This window comes from Propionivibrio soli (assembly GCF_025770765.1).
Classification (GTDB): Bacteria; Pseudomonadota; Gammaproteobacteria; order Burkholderiales; family Rhodocyclaceae; genus Propionivibrio; species Propionivibrio soli.
On record NZ_JANZKY010000020.1, the window covers coordinates 51,102 to 74,875 of the forward strand.

At 58.6% G+C, this 23,774-nt stretch carries 19 protein-coding genes; 11 read left to right on the forward strand and 8 right to left on the reverse strand.

Translation table 11 applies throughout. The features are described from left to right. A partial coding sequence (lysS, locus tag NZ453_RS20140; protein WP_263772737.1) for a lysine--tRNA ligase occupies positions 1–1,490 on the reverse strand: 1,490 nt, incomplete at its 3' end. Positions 1,491–1,542: 52 nt separating this feature from the next. After that, a protein-coding gene (prfB, locus tag NZ453_RS20145; RefSeq protein WP_263771399.1) for a peptide chain release factor 2 occupies positions 1,543–2,647 on the reverse strand; the annotation gives its coding sequence in 2 pieces (ribosomal slippage) (positions 1,543–2,565 and positions 2,567–2,647; 1,104 coding nt in all). Positions 2,648–2,783: 136 nt separating this feature from the next. Between prfB and NZ453_RS20150 the strand changes: the two genes are divergently transcribed. Next, on the forward strand, positions 2,784–3,005 hold the full coding sequence (locus NZ453_RS20150) for a hypothetical protein (protein WP_263771400.1): 222 nt from the start codon (positions 2,784–2,786) through the stop codon (positions 3,003–3,005). Between the two features lie 40 nt (positions 3,006–3,045). Here the strand turns inward: NZ453_RS20150 and NZ453_RS20155 are convergent, their stop codons facing one another. From NZ453_RS20155 to NZ453_RS20170, 4 genes are all read right to left on the reverse strand, one after another. Further along, entirely contained in the window at positions 3,046–3,945 is a 900-nt protein-coding gene (locus NZ453_RS20155; protein ID WP_263771401.1) for a recombination-associated protein RdgC, read from the reverse strand. A gap of 584 nt (positions 3,946–4,529) precedes the next feature. Continuing rightward, the gene (gene dnaQ / locus NZ453_RS20160) at positions 4,530–5,264 is read right to left on the reverse strand and encodes a DNA polymerase III subunit epsilon (RefSeq protein WP_263771402.1); all 735 of its coding nucleotides are present in this window, start codon (positions 5,262–5,264) and stop codon (positions 4,530–4,532) included. A gap of 77 nt (positions 5,265–5,341) precedes the next feature. Then, positions 5,342–5,791, reverse strand: coding sequence for a ribonuclease HI (gene rnhA / locus NZ453_RS20165; protein WP_263771404.1), 450 nt, complete (start codon positions 5,789–5,791; stop codon positions 5,342–5,344). Then, positions 5,781–6,503: a class I SAM-dependent methyltransferase gene (locus NZ453_RS20170; protein ID WP_263771406.1), complete on the reverse strand. Its 723-nt coding sequence runs from the start codon at positions 6,501–6,503 to the stop codon at positions 5,781–5,783. Before NZ453_RS20170 ends, rnhA begins: the two co-directional genes overlap by 11 nt. Before the next feature lie 27 nt (positions 6,504–6,530). On the opposite strand from NZ453_RS20170, the gene gloB reads away from it, so the two are divergent. Continuing rightward, positions 6,531–7,292: a hydroxyacylglutathione hydrolase gene (gene gloB / locus NZ453_RS20175; protein ID WP_263771407.1), complete on the forward strand. Its 762-nt coding sequence runs from the start codon at positions 6,531–6,533 to the stop codon at positions 7,290–7,292. Positions 7,293–7,360: 68 nt separating this feature from the next. On the opposite strand, the gene NZ453_RS20180 is transcribed toward gloB, so the two are convergent. After that, a complete protein-coding gene (locus NZ453_RS20180) occupies positions 7,361–7,741 on the reverse strand; it encodes a response regulator transcription factor (protein ID WP_263771409.1) in 381 nt (126 codons plus the stop codon). A 10-nt stretch (positions 7,742–7,751) separates the two neighbouring features. Continuing rightward, on the reverse strand, positions 7,752–8,705 hold the full coding sequence (locus tag NZ453_RS20185) for a GGDEF domain-containing response regulator (RefSeq protein ID WP_263771410.1): 954 nt from the start codon (positions 8,703–8,705) through the stop codon (positions 7,752–7,754). Positions 8,706–8,849: 144 nt separating this feature from the next. Here NZ453_RS20185 and NZ453_RS20190 point away from each other — a divergent pair, with 144 nt between their 5' ends. The 9 genes from NZ453_RS20190 to NZ453_RS20230 all read left to right on the forward strand — a co-directional run bounded on the left by NZ453_RS20190 (position 8,850) and on the right by NZ453_RS20230 (position 23,773). Further along, on the forward strand, positions 8,850–12,296 hold the full coding sequence (locus NZ453_RS20190) for a DUF748 domain-containing protein (RefSeq protein ID WP_263771558.1): 3,447 nt from the start codon (positions 8,850–8,852) through the stop codon (positions 12,294–12,296). Positions 12,297–12,407: 111 nt separating this feature from the next. Beyond that, a complete protein-coding gene (locus tag NZ453_RS20195; protein WP_263771411.1) occupies positions 12,408–13,754 on the forward strand; it encodes a DNA recombination protein RmuC in 1,347 nt (448 codons plus the stop codon). Between the two features lie 96 nt (positions 13,755–13,850). After that, entirely contained in the window at positions 13,851–14,456 is a 606-nt protein-coding gene (locus NZ453_RS20200; RefSeq protein ID WP_263771412.1) for a response regulator transcription factor, read from the forward strand. Positions 14,457–14,520: 64 nt separating this feature from the next. Next, entirely contained in the window at positions 14,521–17,649 is a 3,129-nt protein-coding gene (locus NZ453_RS20205) for a PAS domain-containing hybrid sensor histidine kinase/response regulator (RefSeq protein WP_263771413.1), read from the forward strand. Between the two features lie 133 nt (positions 17,650–17,782). Further along, positions 17,783–18,796 (forward strand): TRAP transporter substrate-binding protein, encoded by a 1,014-nt coding sequence (locus NZ453_RS20210; protein ID WP_263771414.1) that lies wholly within the window; start codon positions 17,783–17,785, stop codon positions 18,794–18,796. A 133-nt stretch (positions 18,797–18,929) separates the two neighbouring features. Then, positions 18,930–19,511 (forward strand): TRAP transporter small permease, encoded by a 582-nt coding sequence (locus tag NZ453_RS20215; RefSeq protein ID WP_263771415.1) that lies wholly within the window; start codon positions 18,930–18,932, stop codon positions 19,509–19,511. Between the two features lie 14 nt (positions 19,512–19,525). Further along, positions 19,526–20,803 (forward strand): TRAP transporter large permease subunit, encoded by a 1,278-nt coding sequence (locus tag NZ453_RS20220; RefSeq protein WP_263771416.1) that lies wholly within the window; start codon positions 19,526–19,528, stop codon positions 20,801–20,803. Positions 20,804–21,010: 207 nt separating this feature from the next. Then, on the forward strand, positions 21,011–21,307 hold the full coding sequence (locus NZ453_RS20225; protein WP_263771559.1) for a DUF3293 domain-containing protein: 297 nt from the start codon (positions 21,011–21,013) through the stop codon (positions 21,305–21,307). Between the two features lie 48 nt (positions 21,308–21,355). Continuing rightward, entirely contained in the window at positions 21,356–23,773 is a 2,418-nt protein-coding gene (locus NZ453_RS20230) for a serine/threonine protein kinase (RefSeq protein ID WP_263771417.1), read from the forward strand. Position 23,774 lies beyond the last annotated feature (1 nt).

Consider the following 23,774-nt stretch of genomic DNA (forward strand, 5'->3'; position numbering starts at 1 on the left):
TGCGGGAAGAGGATCACGTCCCGGATATTCGGCGAATCGGTGAGCAGCATTACCAGACGGTCGATGCCGATTCCGCAACCACCGGTCGGGGGAAGCCCGTATTCAAGAGCGCGAATGTAGTCAGCGTCGTAATACATTGCTTCTTCGTCGCCCGCGTCCTTGGCTTTGGCTTGCGCCATAAAGCGCTCAGCTTGGTCCTCGGGATCGTTGAGCTCGGAGAAACCGTTGGCGATTTCCCGCCCGACGATGAAGAGTTCAAAGCGTTCGGTAATCTCAGGGTTCGCATCGCTCGAACGTGCCAGCGGGCTGATCTCCGCCGGGTAGTCGATAATGAACGTCGGATCCCACAGATCGGCTTCGGTCGTTTCTTCGAACATCAGGAGCTGCAGCGTACCGAGTCCCATACCGGGCTTCAGTTCGACCTTCATCGCGGTGAGCCTCTGACGGAGCCAGTCGGCGTCATTCAGTTGCTCCAGCGTGTACTGCGGACGGTATTTCATGATCGCCTCGACCATCGTCAGGCGATCGAATGGCTTGGAGAGATCGAGCGTACGACCCTGGTATTCGAAAACCTCAGCGCCCAGAGCTTCTCGCGCCGAATGGCGTAGGACGCCCTCGGTGAAATCCATCAGCTTGTGATACTCGCTGTAGGCCTCATAGAACTCCATCATCGTGAACTCGGGATTATGGCGCGGGCTCATGCCTTCGTTGCGGAAATTGCGGTTGAGTTCGAAGACCTTTTCAAAACCACCGACGACAAGCTTCTTGAGGTACAACTCCGGTGCAATGCGCAAGTACAACGGCATGTCGAGCGCGTTGTGGTGAGTCATGAATGGGCGCGCCGACGCACCACCGGGAATGGGGTGCATCATCGGCGTTTCGACTTCGAGGAAGCCGTGGCTGCACATGTAGTTGCGGATCGATTGCACAATCCGGCTGCGCGCGACGAAGGTGAAGCGCGACTGCTCGTTCATGATCAAGTCGAGGTGGCGCATCCGGTACTTCTGTTCCTGGTCCGTGAGACCGTGGAATTTCTCCGGAAGCGGGCGCAACGACTTTGACAGCAGGCGGATATCGTTGGCTTGCACGGTCAGTTCGTTGGTCTTCGTGCGGAAGAGCGGGCCGACGACGCCTACGATGTCCCCGATATCCCAGCGCTTGAATGCCGCGTATTCCTCCTCGCCTACCTTGTCGCGTGCCACGTAGATTTGGATGCGGCCACCGACATCGGAAATGGTGATGAACGATGCTTTGCCCATCACCCGTTTGAGCATGATGCGACCGGCGACCTTGACTTCGACAGGATTCGCTTCCAGCTCCTCACTCGTTTTCGAGTCGTACAGCTCAATGATTTTGCCCGAGATGTTTTCACGCTCGAAGTCGTTGGGATAAGCCTTACCCGTCGCACGCCATTCGGCGAGCTTCGCGCGACGCTCGGCGATGATATGGTTCTCGTCTTGTTCGGAGGCGGTGGTGGTCTGGTCGGACATGTCGTTCTCTTGGATGGATTAAATTCTTTGTTTCGCAGCGGACAGCGGGTCGTCAGACACCCTGTTTGAGGCTCGCTTCGATGAAGGCGTCGAGGTCGCCGTCGAGAATACGCTGCGTGTCGCCGAACTCGACGTTGGTACGGAGATCCTTGATCCGCGACTGATCGAGCACATAAGAGCGAATCTGGTGGCCCCAGCCGATATCGGTCTTGGAATCCTCCAGCTTCTGTTGCTCCGCTTGGCGTTTGCGCATTTCCGCTTCGTAGAGCCTTGATTTCAGCATTGCCATTGCCTCGGCCCGGTTCCGGTGCTGCGACCGGTCATTCTGGCACTGGACGACAATTCCCGACGGCATATGGGTAATCCGGACGGCCGAGTCCGTCTTGTTAATATGCTGCCCACCAGCACCCGAGGCGCGGTAGGTGTCGATGCGCAAATCAGCGGGATTGATCTCGATCTCGAACGAGTCGTCGATTTCAGGATAGACGAATACCGACGCGAAACTCGTATGGCGGCGCGCGTTCGAGTCGAATGGCGACTTGCGCACGAGCCGATGGATACCTGTTTCCGATCGCAGCATGCCAAAGCAATATTCGCCGGAGAATTTGATCGTTGCCGTCTTGATGCCGGCCACGTCGCCTTCCGAGTCTTCCAAAACTTCGACGCCATAACCCTTGCGTTCGCCGTACTTGATGTACATGCGAAGCAGCATCGATGCCCAGTCCTGCGCCTCGGTGCCGCCGGCTCCTGCCTGGATGTCGATGAAGCAGTTGAGTGGGTCCGCCGGATTATTGAACATACGGCGAAACTCGAGCGCAGCCACTTCCTTCTCGATGCCGTCGATATCGCCCGCAACGGCTTGCAAAGTGTCGTCGTCGTTCTCGTCGCGCGCCATGCCGAACAACTCCTCGGCATCCTTGAGATTGTCGGAGACCCGGTCCAGTGTTAGTACAACGTTCTCTAGCGATTTCTTCTCTTTGGATAGTTCCTGCGCGCGCTCGGTGTTATCCCAAACGCTTGGGTCTTCGAGTTCGCGATTGACGGCATTCAGTTGGTCAGATTTCTGATCGTAGTCAAAGATACCTCCGCAACTCGTCGGCGCGCTTGGCGATATCCGAGAGTCGGTTGGCGATGGCATTGAGCTGTTCTGCTTCCATAGCTTTAGGGGACGATAAGCGACAAACGTTGAATTATATACGGAGGCTGTGGCGTATTTCGGGAATGGCCGGGCAGCTTGTAAGATTTGATGCGCGGCTGCTACCATCCGCGCCATATTCGGATGAAGCGCGAGACATGCCAAGAAAAAAATCGGCGCCGCTTCCCCAGATCGGGGCCATCGTGACGTATGTCGGCAAAAGCCGAACGCTGGCGCGCGGTGGTTACAACGTCCGCGTCGTGGCGGAAACCTGTGGGGGCCGCATGATGGTCGAGGCGATCGGGCGCAGCGGACAACCTGTGCGCTTCTCCGTCAAGAATGAGAATCTCGCGCCGCTGCAACCCGGGCTGTTCGACTAAGAAGCGTCAAGTCGTTTCAGCGCCGCCCCCGCTTTAACGCTCAGGCTTGGTCCTCTCGTTCGCCGCCGAGCGCTTGCATTAGGTCATCCAGCAAGTGCGCGACTTCACCGGTCATGAGCGTGAAGTCGATGTCGAAGCGCTCATCATCGTTTTCAGCCTGCTCGTCTGCTTGTTCCTTGAGGATGTCGAGAAAGGCCAGACGCTTGATCTGCATTTTTTCGTCGAGCTGGAACGATACCTTGTCGTTCCATGTCAGCGCGACGCGCGTCACGACCTTGCCTTCGGCGATGTGTTTCGGAATCTCCTCGCCTTCGAGCGTGTGCTTGACGTAACGGACCTTGGCGTCCTCGGCCGAGCGGAGTTCAAGGTCCTGATCCAGCGTGAATCCTGCGGGAGCATCGCCATCCGCCAGCCAGCCCGTCATTGCGGCGGAGGGGGACTGGTTGACATTGACTAACCGCACGGGCAATCCGTCGACGGACTTGTGCAGGTGTTCAATGAATTCCTCGGCTTTGGCGCGTGCGGACGCGTCAATTACGAGCCAGCCGTTGATCGGGTCGATCCAGCCGTACGTGGTACGCCGGTGCGTGAACGCACGGGGCAATAGTTCGAGTGTAATCGCTTCGCGCAGGTCACGCATTTCTTTGCGGCCAACGCGGCGGCCCTCGGTTTCGGCAATCTCCTTGGCGCGTTCATTGGCAAAGTGCTTGACGACCGAGGATGGCAACAACTTCTTTTCTGTGCCGAGACCGATCAGCCACTGGCGATTCACGCTATGGACGAGCGGGCCGCCATCTCTGGGCGCAACCCAGCCGAGGCTCTGCGCGTCCGTGGCATTGCACGGTTGTAACGTGAACGAGGCTAGGCGTTCCTCCAGTTGGCCGACGTCCATTTCCCAGTTTTTCGGCAAGCGATACGCCTGCATGTTCTTGAACCACATGGTGCGATCCGGAAAAAATCGATCATTATAGGTCGGTTCGCGCACGAAGCCGACGCCCAGGCATAAACCCTGACTACATCGCGAGTATTGAACGAATACGCGCGAGTAGTTCATAATGTGCCTATGAATGATCCGCAACCAGTTGATTTACGCCGCCGAATTCGAGAACTTCAGGCGATTCCAGAGCGCGACCGTACCGATGAGCAGTGGGACGAGTTGAACGAGCTCGAGATCCGGACAGCGCCAGGCAATCGCGAATCGGAACGGCCGCTTGACCGGCAGACGGGCGCGCCCATGCCTGGCCGGCGACCGGAGCGCAATCAACCCAAGAATGGGGGAGGGCGCCAAGAGCCACGGCAGCCGCAAGAGGGCCGGCCGGAAGGGCGGCCGCCTAAGCGGCAGCATCGGCGCCCCAAACGGCAACCAGAAAAGGAAAACGCCGGCAATTCCTGAAGGAATCGATCAAGCGGAGAAGAAAACCCGGGATGTCAGCCCGGGTTTTTTATTGCAGCGCAGCCCCCGGGAACTAACGATCTCTTTCGGGCGCGAGAGTCGGCCCGAAGCCCCGATTCTCCGCTATGCAGTTACGCCGCGTTCTCCGTGCTTTCCGCCTCCAGCCACAGGCATTTTCCCTTGCTTTCCTTTTGTATGGCGGCCAGAAGCGCTTCGTGGGCAGCGATTTCGTCGACATCGGCACGGATAACGCATTGCGCTCGCCGTGCCACTTCAATGCCCACCTGGGTTCGTTCAAGGACTGGCGCATTCGCGAGGGCCTCTTCACCGAGGTCCATGATCAGGCTTTCCTGCCCGCGCGTCATCGAGACGTAGACTTCAGCCAGGATCTCGGCGTCGAGCAAGGCACCGTGCAGCGTTCGATGCGAGTTGTCGATTCCGTAGCGCTCGCAGAGGGCATTCAGGTTGTTTTTCTTTCCCGGGTGCAACTCCTTGGCAAGAACCAACGTGTCCTGTACGGCGTGGCAGACCGTCTCGATCGGCGCCATGTCGAGCCGAGCGAGCTCGGCGTTGAGGAAGCCGATGTCGAAGGGCGCGTTATGGATGATCAGTTCCGCGCCCCGCACGAAATCCAGGAATTCAGCGGCAATCTCGGCGAAACGGGGTTTGTCTTGCAGGAACTCGAGGCTGATGCCGTGTACCGCGAGCGCTCCGGCATCAATTTCTCGCTCCGGATTGAGATAGCGGTGAAAATGCCGATTGGATAACCGCCGGTTGCGCATTTCCACGCAGCCGAGTTCGATGATCCGGTGACCGAGCTTGTGTTCAAGGCCGGTGGTTTCCGTATCCAGAAAAATCTGACGCATATTTTGTCCCTTTATCTCTTCTCTAGCACCGAAGCGCCGCCGCTATACCATCGAGTCGGAACCGTGCTTTTTACGCCTCATGCCGCCAATAGTTCGTCTATGCCGCGGTTCGCAAGGCGGTCGGCGCGCTCATTGCCGGCATGCCCGGCGTGTCCCTTGATCCATTCCCAGCGGATCACATGGAGCTGGACCAGCTTGTCCAGTGCTTGCCAGAGGTCAGCATTCTTGACCGGTTTCTTGTCGCTCGTCCGCCAGCCGTTGCGTTTCCAATTGTGAATCCAGGCGCTGATTCCCTTTTGCACGTACTGTGAGTCGGTGAAGATCGTGACCGCGCTGGGACGCTTCAGGGCTTCCAGTGCCCGGATGACCGCGGTGAGTTCCATGCGGTTGTTCGTCGTCGGTGTCTCGCCGCCCCAGAGTTCTTTTTCGGCGCCCCCTGCCTGCAGGAGGGCTCCCCAGCCCCCAGGGCCCGGGTTGCCGCGGCAAGCGCCGTCCGCATAGATAGTCACTTCTGTTTCAACGGCCACGTTCGATTTCCTTTTGGGTTACGGCGGTAAAGGGTTTGCGCGCGAGTTTCTTCTGGCCCCATGGCGGCAGGATAAGCCGCATGCTGCGCACGCGTTTGACAGCTCGCAGCAAATAGACGCCGCCGGCAAAACTCCACCAGCGATCACCGGCCGCTTCCATGAAATGCCACCGCTTCAGCCAGCGCTGTTCGTGACACGGTGGCGCGTAGCATCCGAAATTTCCGCGGTCGACCTCGAAACTAAGCAATTGCAGCCAGTCCTTGAGACGTAAGACCGAAATGTAATTCCCATTCATGGGAAAACGCCGCGAATGCTTGGGAAGACGGCGGCGTAGGCCCCACAGCGAGAACGGGTTGAAGCCGGTAATGACTAATTGGCCGTCGGGGATCAATACCCGTTCGACTTCGCGCAGGATCTGGTGCGGGTCTTCGTAGAACTCAAGGACATGCGGCAGCACGACCAAGTCGATGCTGTTTGCGGCGAAGGGTAACTCGCGGAAATCGCAAAGGACGTCAACACCGCCGGAGTCACCAGCGCTTTGCCGTAGCGGGATGCGGTTTTGAGCGAGGAGATCGTATTGCGGCAAACCGAGCTGGAGCGCGTTGTATCCGAACAAGTCGGAAACGACGCTGTCCACCTTCTCCTGTTCCCAGGCCATGACGTAGCGACCTTGCGGGGTCTCCAGCCATTCGTCGATACCTGGGTTTGACATTTTTCGCGGTTCTTCCACAATCAGCGCATGTTCGACATCGTCAGGATTCCGGCTTTCAAGGATAACTACATCTGGCTGCTGCGGAAAGGCAGCGCGGCCGTTGTCGTTGATCCGGGAGATGCCGCACCCGTGCTTTCCTTCCTGCAGCGGGAAGGGCTAACGCTGACGTCGATTCTCATCACACACCACCATCGCGATCACCAGGGCGGCGTATCAGAACTGTTGGCGCACTATTCGGCGGAGGTCTTCGGGCCGGCCGCGGAGTCTATCACGGGTTTGAGCCAGCCTCTGCGCGGCGGCGAGACGATTTGTCTGACTTCCTTAGGCGTCGAAATGCAGGTCTTCGCCGTGCCTGGCCATACCCTCGGGCACTTGGCTTATTACGGGAGTGGCGTGCTGTTTTGCGGCGACACCCTGTTCGGGGCAGGGTGCGGCCGTCTGTTCGAAGGCTCGCCGGCCCAAATGCAGGCATCGCTCGCGAAACTTGCTTCGTTGCCGGATGACACTCGGGTTTACTGCGCACACGAATACACCGAGGCCAACCTGCGGTTTGCGCTGGCGGTCGAGTCGGGCAATCGAGCTCTACGCGACCGCGTCGACGACGTAGCGGTGGCCCGGGCCAAGGGCGATGCCACAGTGCCATTCACTATCGCCGGGGAAAAAGCCACGAATCCATTTCTACGCTGCCGGGAGCCGTCAGTCATCGCTTGCGCGAAAGAAAGAGGGGCCGCGTCGGACGATGCGTTGGCCGTATTCACGACGCTTCGTGCGTGGAAGAACGATTTTTGAGCGGTACGGTTTTAGCCCGAAAGACTCAGTTCTTCAAAACTCACGAAGCCGCTCAACCTCGCTCCTCGCTAAGCAACTTGCCAGGCGCGATCGAGGGTATCGAGGACTTTTGCCGAGTTGAACGGCTTCACGATGAATCCGTCGGCGCCGTTCTGTATGGACTCCTGCACATTCTCAACGCTCGGGTTGCCGGTAATCATGATGACGACCGTTTGCGGATACTTGCTCTTTATGTTCTGCAACGCTTCGAGCCCGTCCATCTCCGGCATCATGACATCGAGAAAAACGATATCGGGCTTTTCCTTCTCGATGAATTCGAGCGCGAGTGCGCCATTTTTCGTTTCGCCGATGACCACGTAGCTCTCGCTGCGCAGAATGCCACGCAAGAGCGCACGCATGAGGTCGTTGTCATCGACGATCAGGATTTTTGGGGAATTGGTACGAGCCATGGGGGCTGATTCAAGTAAGTTGGGGGTCGAGCGAGGCGATGTGGCAAACCTGATTGCCGCCGCGCTGTTTTGCCGTGTAAAGAGCGATATCGGCAACGTCGACAAGGTCTTGCGCGTACGTCTCCGGCATGGCTACTGCCGACGCGACGCCGAAGCTTAACGTCACGCGGCGATTGGACGCGTCGATATTCTCGAGTTCGAGCTGATTGACGGCCAGCCGCATCTGCTCGGCTACACAAGTCGCACCCGCCGCCGCAGTGGCCGGTAAAACGGCGGCGAATTGTCCGCCGCCGTACCGAGCGAGGAGGTCTCCGCCGCGGTCCGTCGACTGCGCCAGGGTCTTCGCTACTCGGCGCAGACAATCGTCACCAGCGGTCGTGCCGTAGGTCTCGTTATAGCGTGTGAAAGCATCGACGTTGCACATGAGAACCGATAGTTCCTCACCTTGACGCATGGCGCGCCGCCACTCGCGTAGAAGCATGATGTCGAACTGGCGCCGGTTGGCGATGCCCGTGAGGGGGTCGAGTCCGCTCACGCGCTTGAGTTCCTGGTTGGCTGACTCAAGCTCCTTGGTTAGGGTGACCAAATACTGGCGCGCCGCCACGATTCGCTGCGTGGCCCTGATTTTCGAGGCCAGGATCGTTTCGTTGACGGGCAGGCAAAGGTAATCGTCGGCCCCGGCCGAGATCGCTCGTTCGAGCCAACCGCTGTCTCGCGGGCCGAACAAGTACACCGGCGTCCATTCGCCAGCGCGTTCTGCATGACGTATTCGCTGGACGAGTTCCAGGCTGTTGATATCGGGGATGGTGGCGTCGAGAAGAACGAGGTCGGGCCGCTGCTGTTCAAAGAGAGCTATGCCTTGGTTGCCGCTCACCGCTGCAATCGGCGCAATTCCTATCTTGCGCAGGTAGTCGCAAAGGAGTTGCCGGCCGCTGGCACTATCTTCGATGACGAGGGTTCTCATCCATGGTCCAAAACAAAAGTCTGCTGCGCCGGCAATTCTAGCTTGAACAGCGGGGTGTTGCTCGCATCCTGGGGCCGAGCGTGATTTCAGGGCGTGTGTTCATGATAAATTGGGTATTCCCAAGGAAAATTACGGGTGGATAAGATGATGGACAAGGCAGATCTGCAACGAGCGCTCGCATCGCCAAGAACGCGTAAGTACGGTGTGCGCTTCCTGATCGCGCTGGTGGCTATTGGAGTCCTCGGTTTTCTTGTCTTGCCTCCGATCGTCAAGGCGGTTCTGGTCAATCAACTGAGCGCCGCTTTGCATCGACCGGTTGCCATCGAATCGTTGCGCATGAATCCCTACGCGCTCTCATTGACCGTGGAAGGATTCGCGGTTAAGGAGCGCGCTGGCGAAGAGACATTTCTAGGATTCGATCGGCTCTATCTCAATGTTGAGTCATCGTCGATCCTGCGCGGCGGCCCTGTTCTCAATGAGGTTCAACTCGTCAACCCACGTGTGCGTCTGGTACGTGGAAAAGACCGGCGGTACAACTTCTCCGACCTCCTTGACGAGTTTATGGCCAAACCGGCGAGTGACGAGCCGCCGCCCCGGTTTTCGGTCAACAACATCCAACTGTCCGGCGGTTCGGTCGAGTTCATCGATGAACTGGTCGACGAAAAACACATGGTGAGCGATATCGCCTTGACCCTGCCTTTTGTGTCGAGCATGGCTTACGCGACCGATACCTTCGTCGAACCGGCATTTTCCGCCAAGGTCAATGGCGCACCGCTTGATCTTTCCGGGCGTAGCAAGCCCTTTGCCGACTCGCTCGAGAGCGAGCTTGCTCTGGATCTGGCCGATCTGCAGCTCAGCAAATACCTGGACTATCTGCCGTTCGACCTCCCGATCAAAATGTCCGGCGCATTGGACACTGACCTCAAGCTCGTTTTTCGTCAAGAAAAAGACAAACCCGCCGCCCTGACGGTGTCGGGTATGGCGGTCGTGAAGAACTTCGACGTGAAGGAAGCGTCGGGTTCGCCATTGGCCGCATTCAAGAAACTTGAGATCGCGCTCGGTTCGGCCGACTTGCTGCACCGGAGATTTACCGTCGAACACGTACGCCTGGAGTCACCGGACGTCAGCGCAAGTGCGAGTAAGGATGGCACCCTCAACTGGCTGGATTTGCTTGAACGGGTCCAGAGCAGCGGAAGCCAGGCGGCCCAGCCGGCCGCTAATCCGCGTTCCCCGGGTGCGCCACAGGCATCCCCCGTGGAATGGTCTGTCGGTGAAGTTCGGGTAACGGATGGAGTCTTGCGTTGGCTCGATGAGTCGAATGGCGTGCCGTTCAAGGCGAGTGTCGAAGCGATCGACGTTGCGGTCAAGAAACTGTCGAGCAAAGGCGCGGCGCCGGCAACGTTCGAACTCGGCCTGCGAGCCGCTGCCGCAGAGTCGTTGGCGGTGGAGTCGTTGGCCGTGAAGGAGGGGCAAATCGATATCGCCAAACGGGAGGTCGTCGTCGGCGACCTGCTTGTTCGGGGAGTGCGCGGCGGTGCTAAACGTGATGCCAAAGGCAGCATCGCCTGGATAAATACGCCTAATTTACGGGCCAAATCGGCTTCGTCGATACCCGCACCCGCAACTCCACCAGAAGGTGAGGCGAGCCCGTGGAAAGTGAAGGTGGCCCACGCCGCGGGCGAGTCGATCGATCTTCGGTTCGACGACGCAGGAGTCTCGCCCGCGACGGCTCAGACCGTGAGCGGCCTCGGGTTTGAGGTACAGAACTTCAGTGTCGGTTCGACGGAACCTGCTCGAGTATCTTTGCACTTTAAGCTCAATGGCAAAGGCGAAGTCGCGGCAGAGGGGAACTTGACTCCTGCTCCATTGAACGCCGACATGAAGGTCGATGTGAAGACGCTCGAACTGTTGCCTTTGCAGCCGTATTTTTCAGAAAAGCTCAATGTGGCGGTAACAAGCGGCCACCTGAGCATGAACGGCGATGCCAAGTTCGGACTCCCGGAAAAGGCAAAGGGGGCGGAAACCTCCGCTGGCATGACGGGTGGTTTTTCCGGGCAAGTGACGCTCGGTGATTTCCGCGCCGTCGACAAGCTCAATGAAGCCGAATTCCTCCGCTGGAAATCGTTCTACTTCGGGAAGATCGAGGCCAAGCTCAACCCGGATTCCCTGGTAGTCGGCGACGTCGCACTTTCCGACTTCTTTGCACGCGTCATCGTGAGCCCGGAAGGAAAACTCAATCTCATGCAGATCGTGCGCAAGCCGGGCGATGGGCCAAACTCGGCACCGGTGGCTACGGCGGAGAAAACCGAGCCGGTCCCTGAAAAAAAGACGTCCGACGGCAAAGCGGCTGCTCCACTTGCTCAAGCTGAGGCGCCGGCGAGTCCTCTGCCGCCGGTCAGGATCGACAAGATCACTTTGCAGGGGGGCACGATCCGCTTTACCGACAACTTTGTGAAGCCCAACTACTCGGCCAACCTGCGTCAGATCGGGGGCCGCGTCACAGGGCTGTCATCTGCACCGGGTAGCGTGGCGAGCCTGGAGTTGCGGGGCAGTTATGACAACGTGGCGCCATTGAACATCACGGCGAAGATCAACCCGTTGTCGGCCAAGCCCTATCTTGACCTTCAAGCCGACATCAAGGGGGTGGAACTTACCTCCTTGTCGTCGTATTCGGGCAAGTATGCCGGTTATGCGATCGATAAGGGCAAGCTTTCGCTGTTCGTCAATTACAAGATCGAAAACGATCAATTGGTGGCGGAGAACCGGGTGTTTCTCGATCAACTTACTTTCGGTGACCCGGTCGACAGCCCGGACGCCGTGAAGCTTCCGGTGACGCTGGCGGTGGCGTTGTTGAAAAACCGTGCCGGTGAGATCGACCTGAATCTCCCGATATCGGGCTCGCTCAACGACCCGCAATTCAGCATTGGAGGCCTTGTCGTCAAAGTCATCATGAACCTGTTGGTGAAGGCCGTTACTTCCCCGTTTGCGCTGATCGGCTCGATGTTCGGGGGTGGCGAGGAACTGTCGAATATCGACTTCGACTTTGGCTACGCGGCCATTTCACCGGCGGCGGAAAAGCGACTCGAGCAGTTGGCCAAGGCGCTTGTCGATCGTCCCGCGCTGAAGCTCGAAATCGAGGCGCGGGTGGACCCGGATCGGGATCGTGAGGGTTTGAAGAAGGCACGCTTGGAACGCAAGGTTCGGGCGCTGAAGCGCGAGGATTTGGTCAAAGCCGCCGGGGACAAGGCCGTGCCGGAACGTGTGGAGGTGAGCGAGCAGGAATATCCGGCTTTGCTCGAACGTGTTTATCGCGCGGAGAGTTTTCCGAAACCGCGCAACATGATCGGCCTCGTGAAAACGTTGCCTGTCGAGGAGATGGAGAAGCTGATCTTCGCCAATTCGGTTGTGGACGACGACGATCTTCGATCCTTGGGGGACCGTAGAGCACGAGGCGTGCGCGATTGGCTCGTTGCGCGGGAGATTCCAGCGGATCGCATCTTCCTGAAACCGGTGGAACTCAAGGCTCCGGAAAGCAAGTCCGATTCGGATGAGAAGACGAAAACGAGCCGCGTGGACTTTTCACTGCGATAATTCCGGTTTCGACGGGCGACGCATCACCGGCAGGCGGTGTCCATCGCCCGTGCCTTCCCTTGAACTGTGAAGACGCGCGAACGATGAGTTGCCGCGCATCAGGGTTTTCTAATGACCGATTTCTTGCTTTACGCGGCAGTTGTTCTTCTCCTTGTCATCATCGGCTTGCAGATCGTGATCGCACGCCGCTCCGGGCAAAAGGACGTCTCGCTCGATCCGTACTTCCGCTCTCTTGAAACCGGAATCGAGCGTGTTGAACGCGAGTTGCGCGAAGAGTTGGCGCGCGGTCGGTTGGAATCTGCTAATACGGCGCGAGCCGATCGCGATGAACAGGCGCAGTCGCTTGATCGTCTGGCGAAGACGCTTTCGACACAAGTCGGCCAACTCGGTAGCCTGCAAGGACAACAACTCGAATCCTTTGCTCTGCAGCTCACCCGCTTGACGCAGAGCAACGAACAGCGTTTTGAGCAGCTTCGGCTTGCCGTTGAGACGCGCCTCGGCGCTATCCAGGCCGAGAATGCAGGCAAGCTCGAAGAAATGCGCAAGACGGTCGACGAAAAACTGCATGCAACGCTCGAACAAAGGCTCGGTGAGTCTTTCAAGCTGGTCAGCGAGCGGCTCGAACAGGTGCACAAAGGACTCGGCGAGATGCAGACGCTGGCGGCCGGCGTCGGAGACCTCAAGAAAGTGCTGACCAACGTGAAGACGCGCGGTACCTGGGGCGAGGTTCAGCTCGAATCGCTGCTCGAGCAACTGCTGACAGCCGAGCAATTCGACAAGAACGTCGCGACACGACCCGGTAGTAGCGAGCGTGTCGAGTTTGCGATCCGGCTGCCGGGGCGCGAGGCGGGTGACCATGCCAAGCGTCCCGTGTGGCTGCCGATCGACGCCAAATTTCCGATGGAAGACTATCAGCGTCTCGTCGAAGCGCAGGACCGTGCCGATTCCGGGGCGGTGGAGTTGGCGGCGAGGGCGCTCGAAGCACGGTTGCGCGATGAGGCACGGAAGATTCGTGACAAGTATGTGGAACCGCCGCATACCACGGATTTCGCCATCCTCTATCTGCCCACCGAGGGCTTGTATGCGGAAGCGCTGCGTCGCCCCGGTTTGGCTGACGGGCTGCAGCGTGATCTGCGCGTGAGTATCGCCGGTCCGACGACGCTCGCGGCGTTGCTCAACAGCCTGCAGATGGGCTTCCGCACGTTGGCGATCGAAAAACGCTCGTCCGAGGTGTGGGCGGTTCTTGGAGCGGTTAAGACAGAGTTCGGCCGCTTTGGCGAGGCGCTCGATTCAACGCGCAAGAAGCTTGAGCAGGCGACCAAGAGCATCGAGTCGGCGGGTGTGCGCACGCGACAGATCGAGCGCAAGCTCAAGGGCGTCGAGGCGTTGCCGCTGGGCGAAGCTCAGGCGCGCTTGGGAGCGCTGGAAGAACTTGAACCGGCAGACGATGAGGAGTGAGGCAAACGCTGCGAGCCCTCCGTGGAGATTGGTTGGAATGGCCGTTTCAATAGTGGTAGCGTCGACGTCCCCTAAAGTATGGTGCTAGATCACTCCGTGTCATTGCCGTCGTTCCGCCCCGTCATTTATATCATCGACGACGATGACATCGTCCTGTGGATGTTCGAGGAACTTCTCCAGGGCGCGGATGCCGACGTGCGCACTTTCTCGTCCGCACGGAAATTTCTCGATAGCTACGTGGCCGGTCCCTGCGAATGCCTCATCTGCGACGTGAAGATGCCCGAGATCGGCGGCCTCGAGGTTCAACAGGAACTGCTTCGCAAGGGCAGCCATCTCCCGATCATCCTCGTCTCAGGTTACGCAGAGGTTCCCTTGGCCGTTCAGGCGATCAAGGACGGAGCCTTCGACTTCCTTGAGAAACCTGTGGATGGCGTCGTGTTGCTCAGCAAGGTGCGCAGCGCACTCGAACGCAGCCGTCAGCTTCATGACGAACACATGGCGCGCGTAACGCGGGAAGCGCGCCTTGCGTTGCTTACGCCGAAAGAGCGGGAGGTTGCCGAGCGGGTCGTGGACGGGAAGTCGAGCCCGAAAATCGCACTGGAGCTGGATATCAGCGTGCGCACGGTGGAGAATCACCGTGCTCGCCTGATGGAAAAGCTACACGTCGAATCGGTCGCCGAGCTCGTCCGTCTATTTCTCTGAAGCTCGCTATGGCGATCGAGGTCAGTGCAGGCCGATCTCTACGTGACTTGCTTGGAGAATTCGAGTGAGGCCGTTATCCAAGGACTTCTGGCCGCGCATCGTTCTTGCCCTTCTGGCGATCGTGGTTCTTGTCGCCACCGGCACGGCGGTGCTTGAAGCGATCCTCAAGGAGTACCGGAGAAACATCTCCGATCACATCATCAGCAATCTTGAGACGATGTCGCGCGGCATCGTTCTCCTGCAACAGGATTCCGCCGCCCGCGCGCGCAAGATCGCCGACGAGCCTGCGCATAAGGAGTTGGTGGCCCGACTGATCGGGAACCCGGATGATCCGTCCGTACATAGCGCTTTCGAAGCATGGATCACGCCGCTCTACCAGAGCCGGGGCTTCGACGATTATTCGTTGATCACGCCCGACGGAAAGCGGGTGATGACGGCGGGGACGCGGGCCTACATCGGCCAGCTCCCGCTGCCATCCACGCGAGAGACCTTGCGTCGAGCCGAGTTGTTGCTTTCCGGTGCTGTAACACCGCCGATATCAGCCAGGCATCCGTTCTCCACCCTCATGGTTGAGAACCCGTCAGCCTATGCCTACCAACTGTCATGCGCACCGGTCGATCAGGACGGGCTGCGCATGGCGTTTCTTTGCTTGCACGAGAATCCGTCATTGCGTCTCTACCGGTTGCTACGGGACGGCCGTCCGGGGATTACCGGCGAAGCGTACGTGGTGGACCAGGAAGGCCGCATCCTGTCTCCGATTCGCTTCGAGAAAAGCCTTGTGGCCCCCGAGGGGGCCGAGCCTGGCTGGAGCCTTTTCCGGCTGCTGGCGCGGGTGACGCCAAATCGCGACGATGACGGGCGACCCGACCCCGATCTCGTCAGCACCGAGCCACTTACGCGAGTGGTGGAGAAGTTGCTTGAGTTCAGTTCCTTCGACACCGGCATGGTGGAAGATTATGCGGATTACCGGGGGCGGCGGGTCGTCGGTGCTGCCCGCTGGCTTCCCGACGCAGCATTCGGCCTCGTGGTCGAGGAAGACATGGATGAAGCCTTCCGTTCCTACTATTTTGCGCGGCATGCGCTACAGGCACTGATCGCGATTGGAACACTGCTCATTGTTGCGCTGACTGCCGCCGATTGGCGATCACGTCGTTCGCTGGCACGCAGCGAACAGCGCCTTGCCGCCTTTCGCGACTACATACCGGCCGGCGTGAACATGAAGGATGTTCACGGGCGTTACCTGATGGTCAACCCGGTATTCGAGTCGAGTTTCCATTTTTCCCCGGGATACGTGCTTGGTAAAACCGATGCGGAGGTGTTCCGTGCCGATGAGGCGCGTCTTCTAGAAGTCGAACACAAGGAAGTCTTGCGCACAGGGCGCCCGGTGTCGCGCAACCATACGCAACGTGAAGCGGATGGAACGGAGAAAACGTTCAGCACGGTGCACTTTCCTGTCAGGGGCGACAAAGACGGCCGCGTCGTGGCTGTGGGCATGGTGGCGCTGGATATCAGCACCTTGATTCGTACGCAGCGCGATTTGCAGGAACTCACTCAGACGCTGGAAAACAAGGTGGTACGGCGTACGGAAGAGTTGGCAGCGGCGCGTGACATGGCCGAATCGGCGAGCCGGGCCAAGGCGGAATTTCTTGCCAACATGAGTCACGAGATTCGGACTCCGCTCAACGCGATAATCGGCATGAGCGAACTGGCGGCGCATGTGAACAGCGATGCCCGCCTCGGGCGGTATCTAGGCCGCATTCGGTCCTCGAGCGAACACTTGCTGAGCATTGTTAACGACATCCTGGACCTCTCCCGTGTCGAAGCCGGCAAGCTGCGCATCGAAGCCGCCGAGTTTTCGCTCGCGGGCCTGATCGACCATGTCATCGCTCAGGTCGTGGAGCAAGCCGAAGCGAAAGGCCTGGCTTTGGTCGTCCAACCTCTGACGGACGTCCCCACCGCGGTGATCGGCGATGCCAAGCGGATCGGGCAAATCCTGATCAATTTTGCCAACAACGCGGTCAAGTTCACCGACCGGGGAAGCGTTACGTTGAGGGTGTTGGTTTGCCCCCTGGACACGGAAACAGTGCGTGTCCGTTTTGAAGTCGAAGATACTGGTATCGGCATCGCGGAAGACAAGTTGCCGCTGTTGTTTGCTCCTTTTCAGCAGCTCGACGGCTCGATGTCCCGGCAGTTTGAAGGGTCCGGCTTGGGTCTCGCGATCAGCCGAAACCTGGCTGAACTGATGAGCGGTGTCGTCGGAGTCTCGTCGCGGCCCGGGCAGGGCAGCGTATTTTCGCTTGAACTCCCGCTACGCCGGGGAGTGGCTAACACACCCGCATCAGGCGGTGTCTCGAGCGGATCTCGCGCGGATGCGGGCAATGTTTTGAGCGGCGGCGAATGCGTGGTCGGTCGATCGATCCTGCTCATCGAGGACAACAAGATCAACCAGGAGGTCGTGCAGGATCTGCTGGAAATCTTCGGAGCTCGGGTCACGGTGGCGGACGACGGTGAACAGGGCATTCGCCTGCTCGACGCGAAGGATTTTGATCTGGTATTGATGGATGTTCACATGCCCAACATGGACGGCTTCGAGGCGACCGCTGAGATTCGCAAGAACCCGCGGTTTGCGGCGTTGCCGATCGTGGCATTGACGGCCGATGCAATGGAAGGCGATCCCGAGCGTTGTCTCGCCGCGGGGATGAACGACTATATCGCCAAGCCGATTCAAGCGAATCGGATGTTCGCGACGCTCGCTCGCCATCTGCCGGAAAACACAGCGGGACAAAGGATCGGCGAAGCGACAGCCACCGATAACGAGAGCACCGAAACGGCCATTCTGCTTGCTCGCGTTGCGGATATCCCGGGGATTGAAGTGAAGCAGGCGTTATCTCGCATGATGGGGCGTCGGGGGCTTTACGCCCAACTCGTGCGCAGGGTAACGGGTGAGCGGATGGGAATGGCCGAGACGTTGCAGTCGGCTGTGATGCGGGGAGACCGAACGGCAGTGATCGAAACCCTGCACGGCGCCAAATCGATTCTCGGCATGCTCGGCGCCGATGATCTGCAGAAGCGTTGCGTCGTGTTGCACCAAAGCCTGAGTAACGGCAGCGCGGCGGAAGACGACGTTTCCTCTCTGGCCGACGACATCGCTGCGCTTCTACGTCGGCTCGGGGAAGCTGTTACTCCGTCCTGATTACCGCTCGCAATTCGTTTGGCCGCCTGAGTATTTTTACTCCCCCTGTTTTTTGCTCGCAGCAAGGCGATATGTCAATCTTCAGCGCCGCATTTTCATGCGCCGTCATCCAACTATTTCAGAGGAGGAGCAAATGAAGAGGATCCTGACCCCGATCGCACTTGCCGCTGCCATGATCATGGCCGTCGGCCCAGCGAACGCCGCCGACATCAAGGAACGCAACGTGAAGTTCCCGATCGTTAACGCGATCGACCACCCGCAAGGACTAGGCGCTCAAAAGCTCGTCGACGTCGTCGACAAGAAGAGCGGCGGCAAGATCAAGATCAAGATTTTCCCGAACGGGACGCTGGGCGGTGAGCAGCAGGTCGCAGCAGCAATGCAGGGCGGCACGGTTGAAGTATCAATGATGTCGCCGGCGCAACTCGTCGGTACGATCAAGGAGTTCGTCGTTCTCGACTTCCCGTTCTCGTTCGCCAATACGGCACAGGCCGACGCCGTGCTCGACGGGCCGTTCGGGAAGAAACTGATGGACTACATGCCCGAGAAGGGATGGGTCGGCCTCGGCTTCATGGAGCAAGGCTATCGCAGCATCAGCAATAGCAAGCGGCCGATCACGAAGCTTGAAGACATCAAGGGCTTGAAGATTCGCACGATCCTGAACCCGCTGTACGTGGACATGCTCAACACGCTGGGTGCCAATGCCGTGCCGATGCCGTTCCCGGAACTTTATTCGGCCATGGAAACGAAGACCGTCGACGGCCAGGAAAACCCCGAAACCACCGTCGATGCGAGCAAGTTCTACGAAGTCCAGAAGTACTTCAGCGCCACCCGTCACATTTACAATCCGCAGATGCTGATGGTCAGCAAGAAGTTCTGGGATTCGCTCTCGGCTGACGAGAAGAAGATCTTCGAAGAGGCCGCCGTGGAAGCCCGCGATGTGCAGCGTAAGGCCGCCCGTGCCATGACGGACAAGTCGCGCAAGGTGATGACAGACCATGGCATGCAGCTGAACGAAATCGCCCCGGCGGAACTCGCGCGCATGCGTGATGCAATCAAGCCTGTGACGGACAAGTACGCTGCCCAACTCGACCAGTCGTTGGTCAAGGCCTTCTATGCAGAGCTTGAGAAGACCAAAAACCTGAAGTAATCCGTCCATAGGAAAACGCCCGGGTGGTACCGGGCGTTCTTCACGCTTTTCGTTGCAGCGAACCCGAGTGATCGAATAGGGAGAAGCGGCCTAGCAAGGCCGCATCCAGCGTTCCGGTTCGCCTGGAGTACCGATGAAAACCCTCGACAAGTATCTGACGCAAGCCATGAACACAATCATCGTGGTCGCCCTCGCGATGATGGTCATCATGGTTTTCAGTAACGTTGTTCTGCGCTATGTCTTCAATTCCGGTATCACCGTATCCGAGGAATTGGCGCGATTCTGCTTTCTTTGGCTAGTCTTTGTTGGCTCTGTCGTTGCGATGCGCGAACGTGCGCACCTTGGGGTCGATTCACTCATCGCGCGGTTGCCGCGCGGCGGCAAGGTGGCATTCGTCCTGATCAGCAACGCGCTGATGCTCTGGGTGTGCTACCTCTTCTTCGTTGGCAGCTGGCGCCAGACAGTCGTCGGTTGGGGGACCCTCAAACCGGCAACCGGTATCCCGATGGCCTTCCATTATGGGACCGGCTTGGTGATGAGCGTCGGTATCGGAATCATTCTTGTAGGCAACACGTGGCGAGTTCTTTCCGGGAAAGCGACTGACGCCGAGTTGATCCAGGTTACCGAATCCGAAGAAGTGGAGACCAGCGAGGACGCGGAAACGGCGTTCAATCCAGAAACACGCGCGAATAACGATAAGCGCGCCGGAAACTGATCAGGGAGAACACCATGGTTGTAACCGTATTTTTGGCTTCGCTGCTCGGTGCGATGGCGCTGGGTATGCCGATCGCCTTCGCCCTGATGGTGTGCGGCGTAGCCTTGATGTTGCACATGAACATGTTCGATGCGCAGTTGATCGCGCAGAACACGATCGATGGGGCCGACAATTTTGTGCTGATGGCCGTGCCCTTCTTCATGCTTGCCGGTGAATTCATGAACGCCGGCGGCCTATCGCGCCGTATCGTTAACTTGGCTATGGCTTTGGTCGGACACATCCGGGGTGGGCTTGGCTACGTCGCCGTTTTTGCCGCGATCATCATGGCCAGCCTGTCCGGTTCGGCTGCGGCGGACACGGCAGCGATCGGCGTATTACTTATCCCGATGATGCGCGAAGCCGGTTACAGCGTACCGCGCGCGGCAGGTTTGATCGCCGCCGGCGGAATCATCGCGCCGGTCATCCCGCCGAGTATCGCTTTCGTTATGTTCGGCGTCATCGCGCAGGTCTCGATTACCAAACTGTTCCTGGCTGGGATCGTGCCGGGTGTCATGATGGGTGTGAGTATTCTGGTTGCATGGGCATGGGTTATTCGCAAGGACAATCTGAAGGCAAGTCCGCGCAAGAGTCTCGCCGAAGTGTGGCACGCTGCGGTCGACGGCATCTGGGCTTTGATCATGCCGATGATCATCATTGTCGGCTTGAAGATGGGTGTATTCACACCGACCGAGGCGGCTGTCGTTGCCGCTGTATACGCCTTGTTTGTCGGCATGGTGGTGTATAAGGAAATCAAGTTTTCCGATCTGTACGGGCTGCTGCTCAATGCCGGCAAGATCACTGCGGTGGTGATGTTGCTCGCCGGTGCGGCGATGGTGTCTTCATGGTTGATTACCGTTGCTGACCTGCCTGGTCAATTGGCGGCAATGCTCTCGCCATTCATGGGCAACCAGATACTGCTGCTGGTCGTGATCATGATCGTGATCGTCGTTGTCGGTACGGCAATGGACATGACGCCGACGATCTTGATCCTCACGCCTGTGTTGATGCCCATCGTCAAACAAGCCGGCATCGATCCCGTGTATTTTGGCGTTATCTTCATCATCAACAACGCCATCGGCCTGATTACCCCACCGGTTGGTACGACGTTGAACGTGATTTGCGGCGTCGCCAAGATCAAGATGGACGAAGTCGTCGTCGGTGTCATGCCCTTCATGATCGCTGAGTTGACGGTGCTGGCACTTCTAACGCTGTTCCCGTCGTTGGTCACAGTGCCGATGCGGTGGTTCTTCTGAAATAGGAGTGGAAAAGCAGCCTCGGCTTGATTTTCCGAGGCTGCCAAGCGGAGGTACGAGGTGAGAACGCCGACGCTAGAAGCCGCTTTTCATGCGACGACTTATTGTATCGATACGGGCAAGGAGATTTTCTCGCTCCGGATCGGGCAGTCTCACCCCGCCTTCGCCTCGTGGCTGGCACGACGAGGCCGCAGCACTTGGGGGATCGTGACGGCTTGCAACCCTGGGAGACAACTCCTCCCCTGTCTCAATGAGGCGCGCAATCTATTGCTGCGAGAAGCGCTTTTAGAGCGCGGTTGGTGCCAAATGCCTACGCACCACGTGGCGGATTCCGGCAACTGGCCCGACGAAGCCGGGTTCTGCGTTTTCGATGTTGAATCCTCGGCGCTGCAGACGCTGGCCCGGGAATATGGACAAGCGGCCATCGTGTATGGCGGTGTCGACGGTGCCGGACGCCTTGTCTGGCTGGAAAGAGAAAACGAAAAACCCACACGCGAGAAGTGAACGCCCGCCTGCTAGAATGGGCTAAAAGACACTTTGAACGGGGACGGGATGGCGAGTCAGATCGGTCGCTTCGAGATTATCCGCGAGTTGGGCCGGGGTGCCCAAAGCGTGGTTTATCTGGCCCGCGATCCTCAACTGCAGCGCGAAGTGGCGATCAAGACCGTCCACTTTTCGCGCCCCGATCCGAAGAAGAACCAACAACTTCTTGCCGAGGCGCGTACCGTCAGCCAGCTGCGCCACCCGAACATCGTCCCGATCTACGAAGCGGGTGAGGAGCAGGGCGACCTGTATCTTGTTTTCGAGTATGTTCCCGGCCAGAACCTTGGCGATTTTCTGCGCGCGAACGGGCGACTTACCCCGGTCAAGGCGATTTCCATTTTGCGGCCGGTACTTGATGCCATGGCGCATGCTCATGCGGCGGGGATCATCCACCGGGACTTGAAGCCGAACAACATCCTGATCGACAAGGACGGTACGCCTCGCGTGATGGATTTCGGCATCGCGACCCGTGTTGATGCGCAGGTTGAGGATCCTCAGGCGTTCATGGGAACGCCGTGCTATATGTCTCCCGAGTACATCGAGCGCCGCGAGAGCAATGCTTGTACCGATGTCTTCGCCGCTGGGCTCGTCTTCTACGAGATGCTCACCGGCAAGCAAGCGATCCATGGCAACTCGGTTTATGAGGTGATGAACCGGGTCGCCAACGAAGACGTCAAGCTGCCGGCCGGTATCGGAGCAGAGATCGACGACTTGCTTGCCAGCATCCTGTACAAAGCGGTGGCGCGTGACCCGGCACAGCGCTATGCCTCCGTGGTGCAGATGCGAGAAGCGCTCGATGCCTATCTGAAGCCTGAGGAGCCAGGGGTTTCAGAGGACGCCAAGCAGAGCACTATCGATTTCCTTCTGCGCAGGATGCGGCACAAGAGCGACTTTCCGGCGCTTTCGGAGTCAGTCAGCACAATCAACAAGATCACGGATTCAGACAAGGAGAGCATTTCGAATCTTTCAAATTCGATCCTGCGCGACTTCTCGCTGACCAACAAGATTCTCCGCCTCGTCAATTCCGCCTATTTCAGACAGGCGGGGGGCGGCAACATCAGTACGATTTCCCGCGCCGTGCTGGTTCTCGGTTTCGATGCCGTGCGCAATATCGCGATCACCGTGATGCTTTTCGAGCATCTGCGCAATAAGGCGAACGCTGAACATCTGAAGGAAGAGTTCGTGCGCGCCAACCTTTCGGGAATCCTGGCGCGCAGCATTGGAGAGAAAGCGTCGGTACGCGACATCGAACAGGTTTTTATTTGCTCGATGTTCCACAACCTAGGGCGGTTGTTGAGTCAATTCTATTTCCCCGACGAGAGCGAGGAGATTCGCCGCACGATGGAGCAGGAGTCGTGCAGCGAAGATGTTGCGACGCTTCGCGTGCTCGGTATCACGTTCGAGGATCTTGGGATCGGTATTGCGCGCACCTGGGGCTTTCCCAATCTGATCGTTAACAGCATGCGCCGGCTTCCGGCCGGAAACGTAAGGAAGGCAAATACGTCTGAAGAGCGGATGCGCATGCTTTCCGATTTTTCGAATGAGCTCTGCTCGATGATTTCGGATTTGGAGCCGGAACAGCGGCAGAAAGGGCTGCGGCAACTGACGGCTCGCTTCGGCGAGAACATTCCGCTCAGTGAACAGGCGTTACGCGAGACGATGGAAAAGTCGTTCAGTGAAGTCGCGCAGTTTGCCGGCATCATTGGGATCAACCTGAAGCAGTCTGCCTTCGGCAAGCAGATGAAGGCGTGGAACACCAAGCCCGGGGCAACGACATTGACGGAACCCGTCGCTTCTGTTCCTGGTGTGAGCGCCGAGACGGTGCTGTCCGACGTGGTACCCGCGGGAGCGCCAGGCAGTCCCGCTCCTGCAGAAGCAAGCGACAGCGAACCAGGTGCCGCCGCGGAAACCGGAAACCCGGAAGTGATCCTGATGGCCGGTATTCAGGACATCAGCAACACCCTCGTCGAGGGATTCAAGCTCAACGATGTGCTGCGCATCATTCTCGAAACCATGTATCGCGCCAAGGGATTCAATCGTGTGGTGCTTTGCGTGCGCGATCCGCGCAGCAAGATGATGATTGGCCGTTTCGGCTTCGGTCCGGATGCGCAGGATATCGCCAAGCGCTTCAATTTCGGGCTGGACTTCACGCCCGACATTTTCCACGCGGCGTTGTCGAAAGGCGTCGATATCCTGATCAGCGACACACGCGATACCAAGATATCTTCGCGTATTCCCGAGTGGTATCGGCGCGGAATCAACGCGGGAACCTTCGTTATCTTCCCGCTCTGTATCAAAGGCAACCCCGTGGCCATGATCTACGCCGACCGCGAGTTTGCCGGCGAGATTGTGATCCCGGAAAAGGAACTATCGTTGCTGCGCACCCTGCGAAATCAGGCGGTGCTGGCGATCAAGCAGTCCACCTGAG

Excerpts from the sequence above, each read along its gene's own strand:
- NZ453_RS20150 (WP_263771400.1), top strand. The coding sequence starts at position 2,784 with ATGCCAAGAAAAAAATCGGCGCCGCTTCCCCAGATCGGGGCCATCGTG.
- NZ453_RS20155 (WP_263771401.1), bottom strand. The coding sequence starts at position 3,945 with ATGTGGTTCAAGAACATGCAGGCGTATCGCTTGCCGAAAAACTGGGAA.
- dnaQ (WP_263771402.1), bottom strand. The coding sequence starts at position 5,264 with ATGCGTCAGATTTTTCTGGATACGGAAACCACCGGCCTTGAACACAAG.
- NZ453_RS20170 (WP_263771406.1), bottom strand. The coding sequence starts at position 6,503 with ATGTCAAACCCAGGTATCGACGAATGGCTGGAGACCCCGCAAGGTCGC.
- gloB (WP_263771407.1), top strand. The coding sequence starts at position 6,531 with ATGTTCGACATCGTCAGGATTCCGGCTTTCAAGGATAACTACATCTGG.
- NZ453_RS20180 (WP_263771409.1), bottom strand. The coding sequence starts at position 7,741 with ATGGCTCGTACCAATTCCCCAAAAATCCTGATCGTCGATGACAACGAC.
- NZ453_RS20185 (WP_263771410.1), bottom strand. The coding sequence starts at position 8,705 with ATGAGAACCCTCGTCATCGAAGATAGTGCCAGCGGCCGGCAACTCCTT.
- NZ453_RS20190 (WP_263771558.1), top strand. The coding sequence starts at position 8,850 with ATGATGGACAAGGCAGATCTGCAACGAGCGCTCGCATCGCCAAGAACG.
- NZ453_RS20195 (WP_263771411.1), top strand. The coding sequence starts at position 12,408 with ATGACCGATTTCTTGCTTTACGCGGCAGTTGTTCTTCTCCTTGTCATC.
- NZ453_RS20210 (WP_263771414.1), top strand. The coding sequence starts at position 17,783 with ATGAAGAGGATCCTGACCCCGATCGCACTTGCCGCTGCCATGATCATG.
- NZ453_RS20215 (WP_263771415.1), top strand. The coding sequence starts at position 18,930 with ATGAAAACCCTCGACAAGTATCTGACGCAAGCCATGAACACAATCATC.
- NZ453_RS20220 (WP_263771416.1), top strand. The coding sequence starts at position 19,526 with ATGGTTGTAACCGTATTTTTGGCTTCGCTGCTCGGTGCGATGGCGCTG.
- NZ453_RS20230 (WP_263771417.1), top strand. The coding sequence starts at position 21,356 with ATGGCGAGTCAGATCGGTCGCTTCGAGATTATCCGCGAGTTGGGCCGG.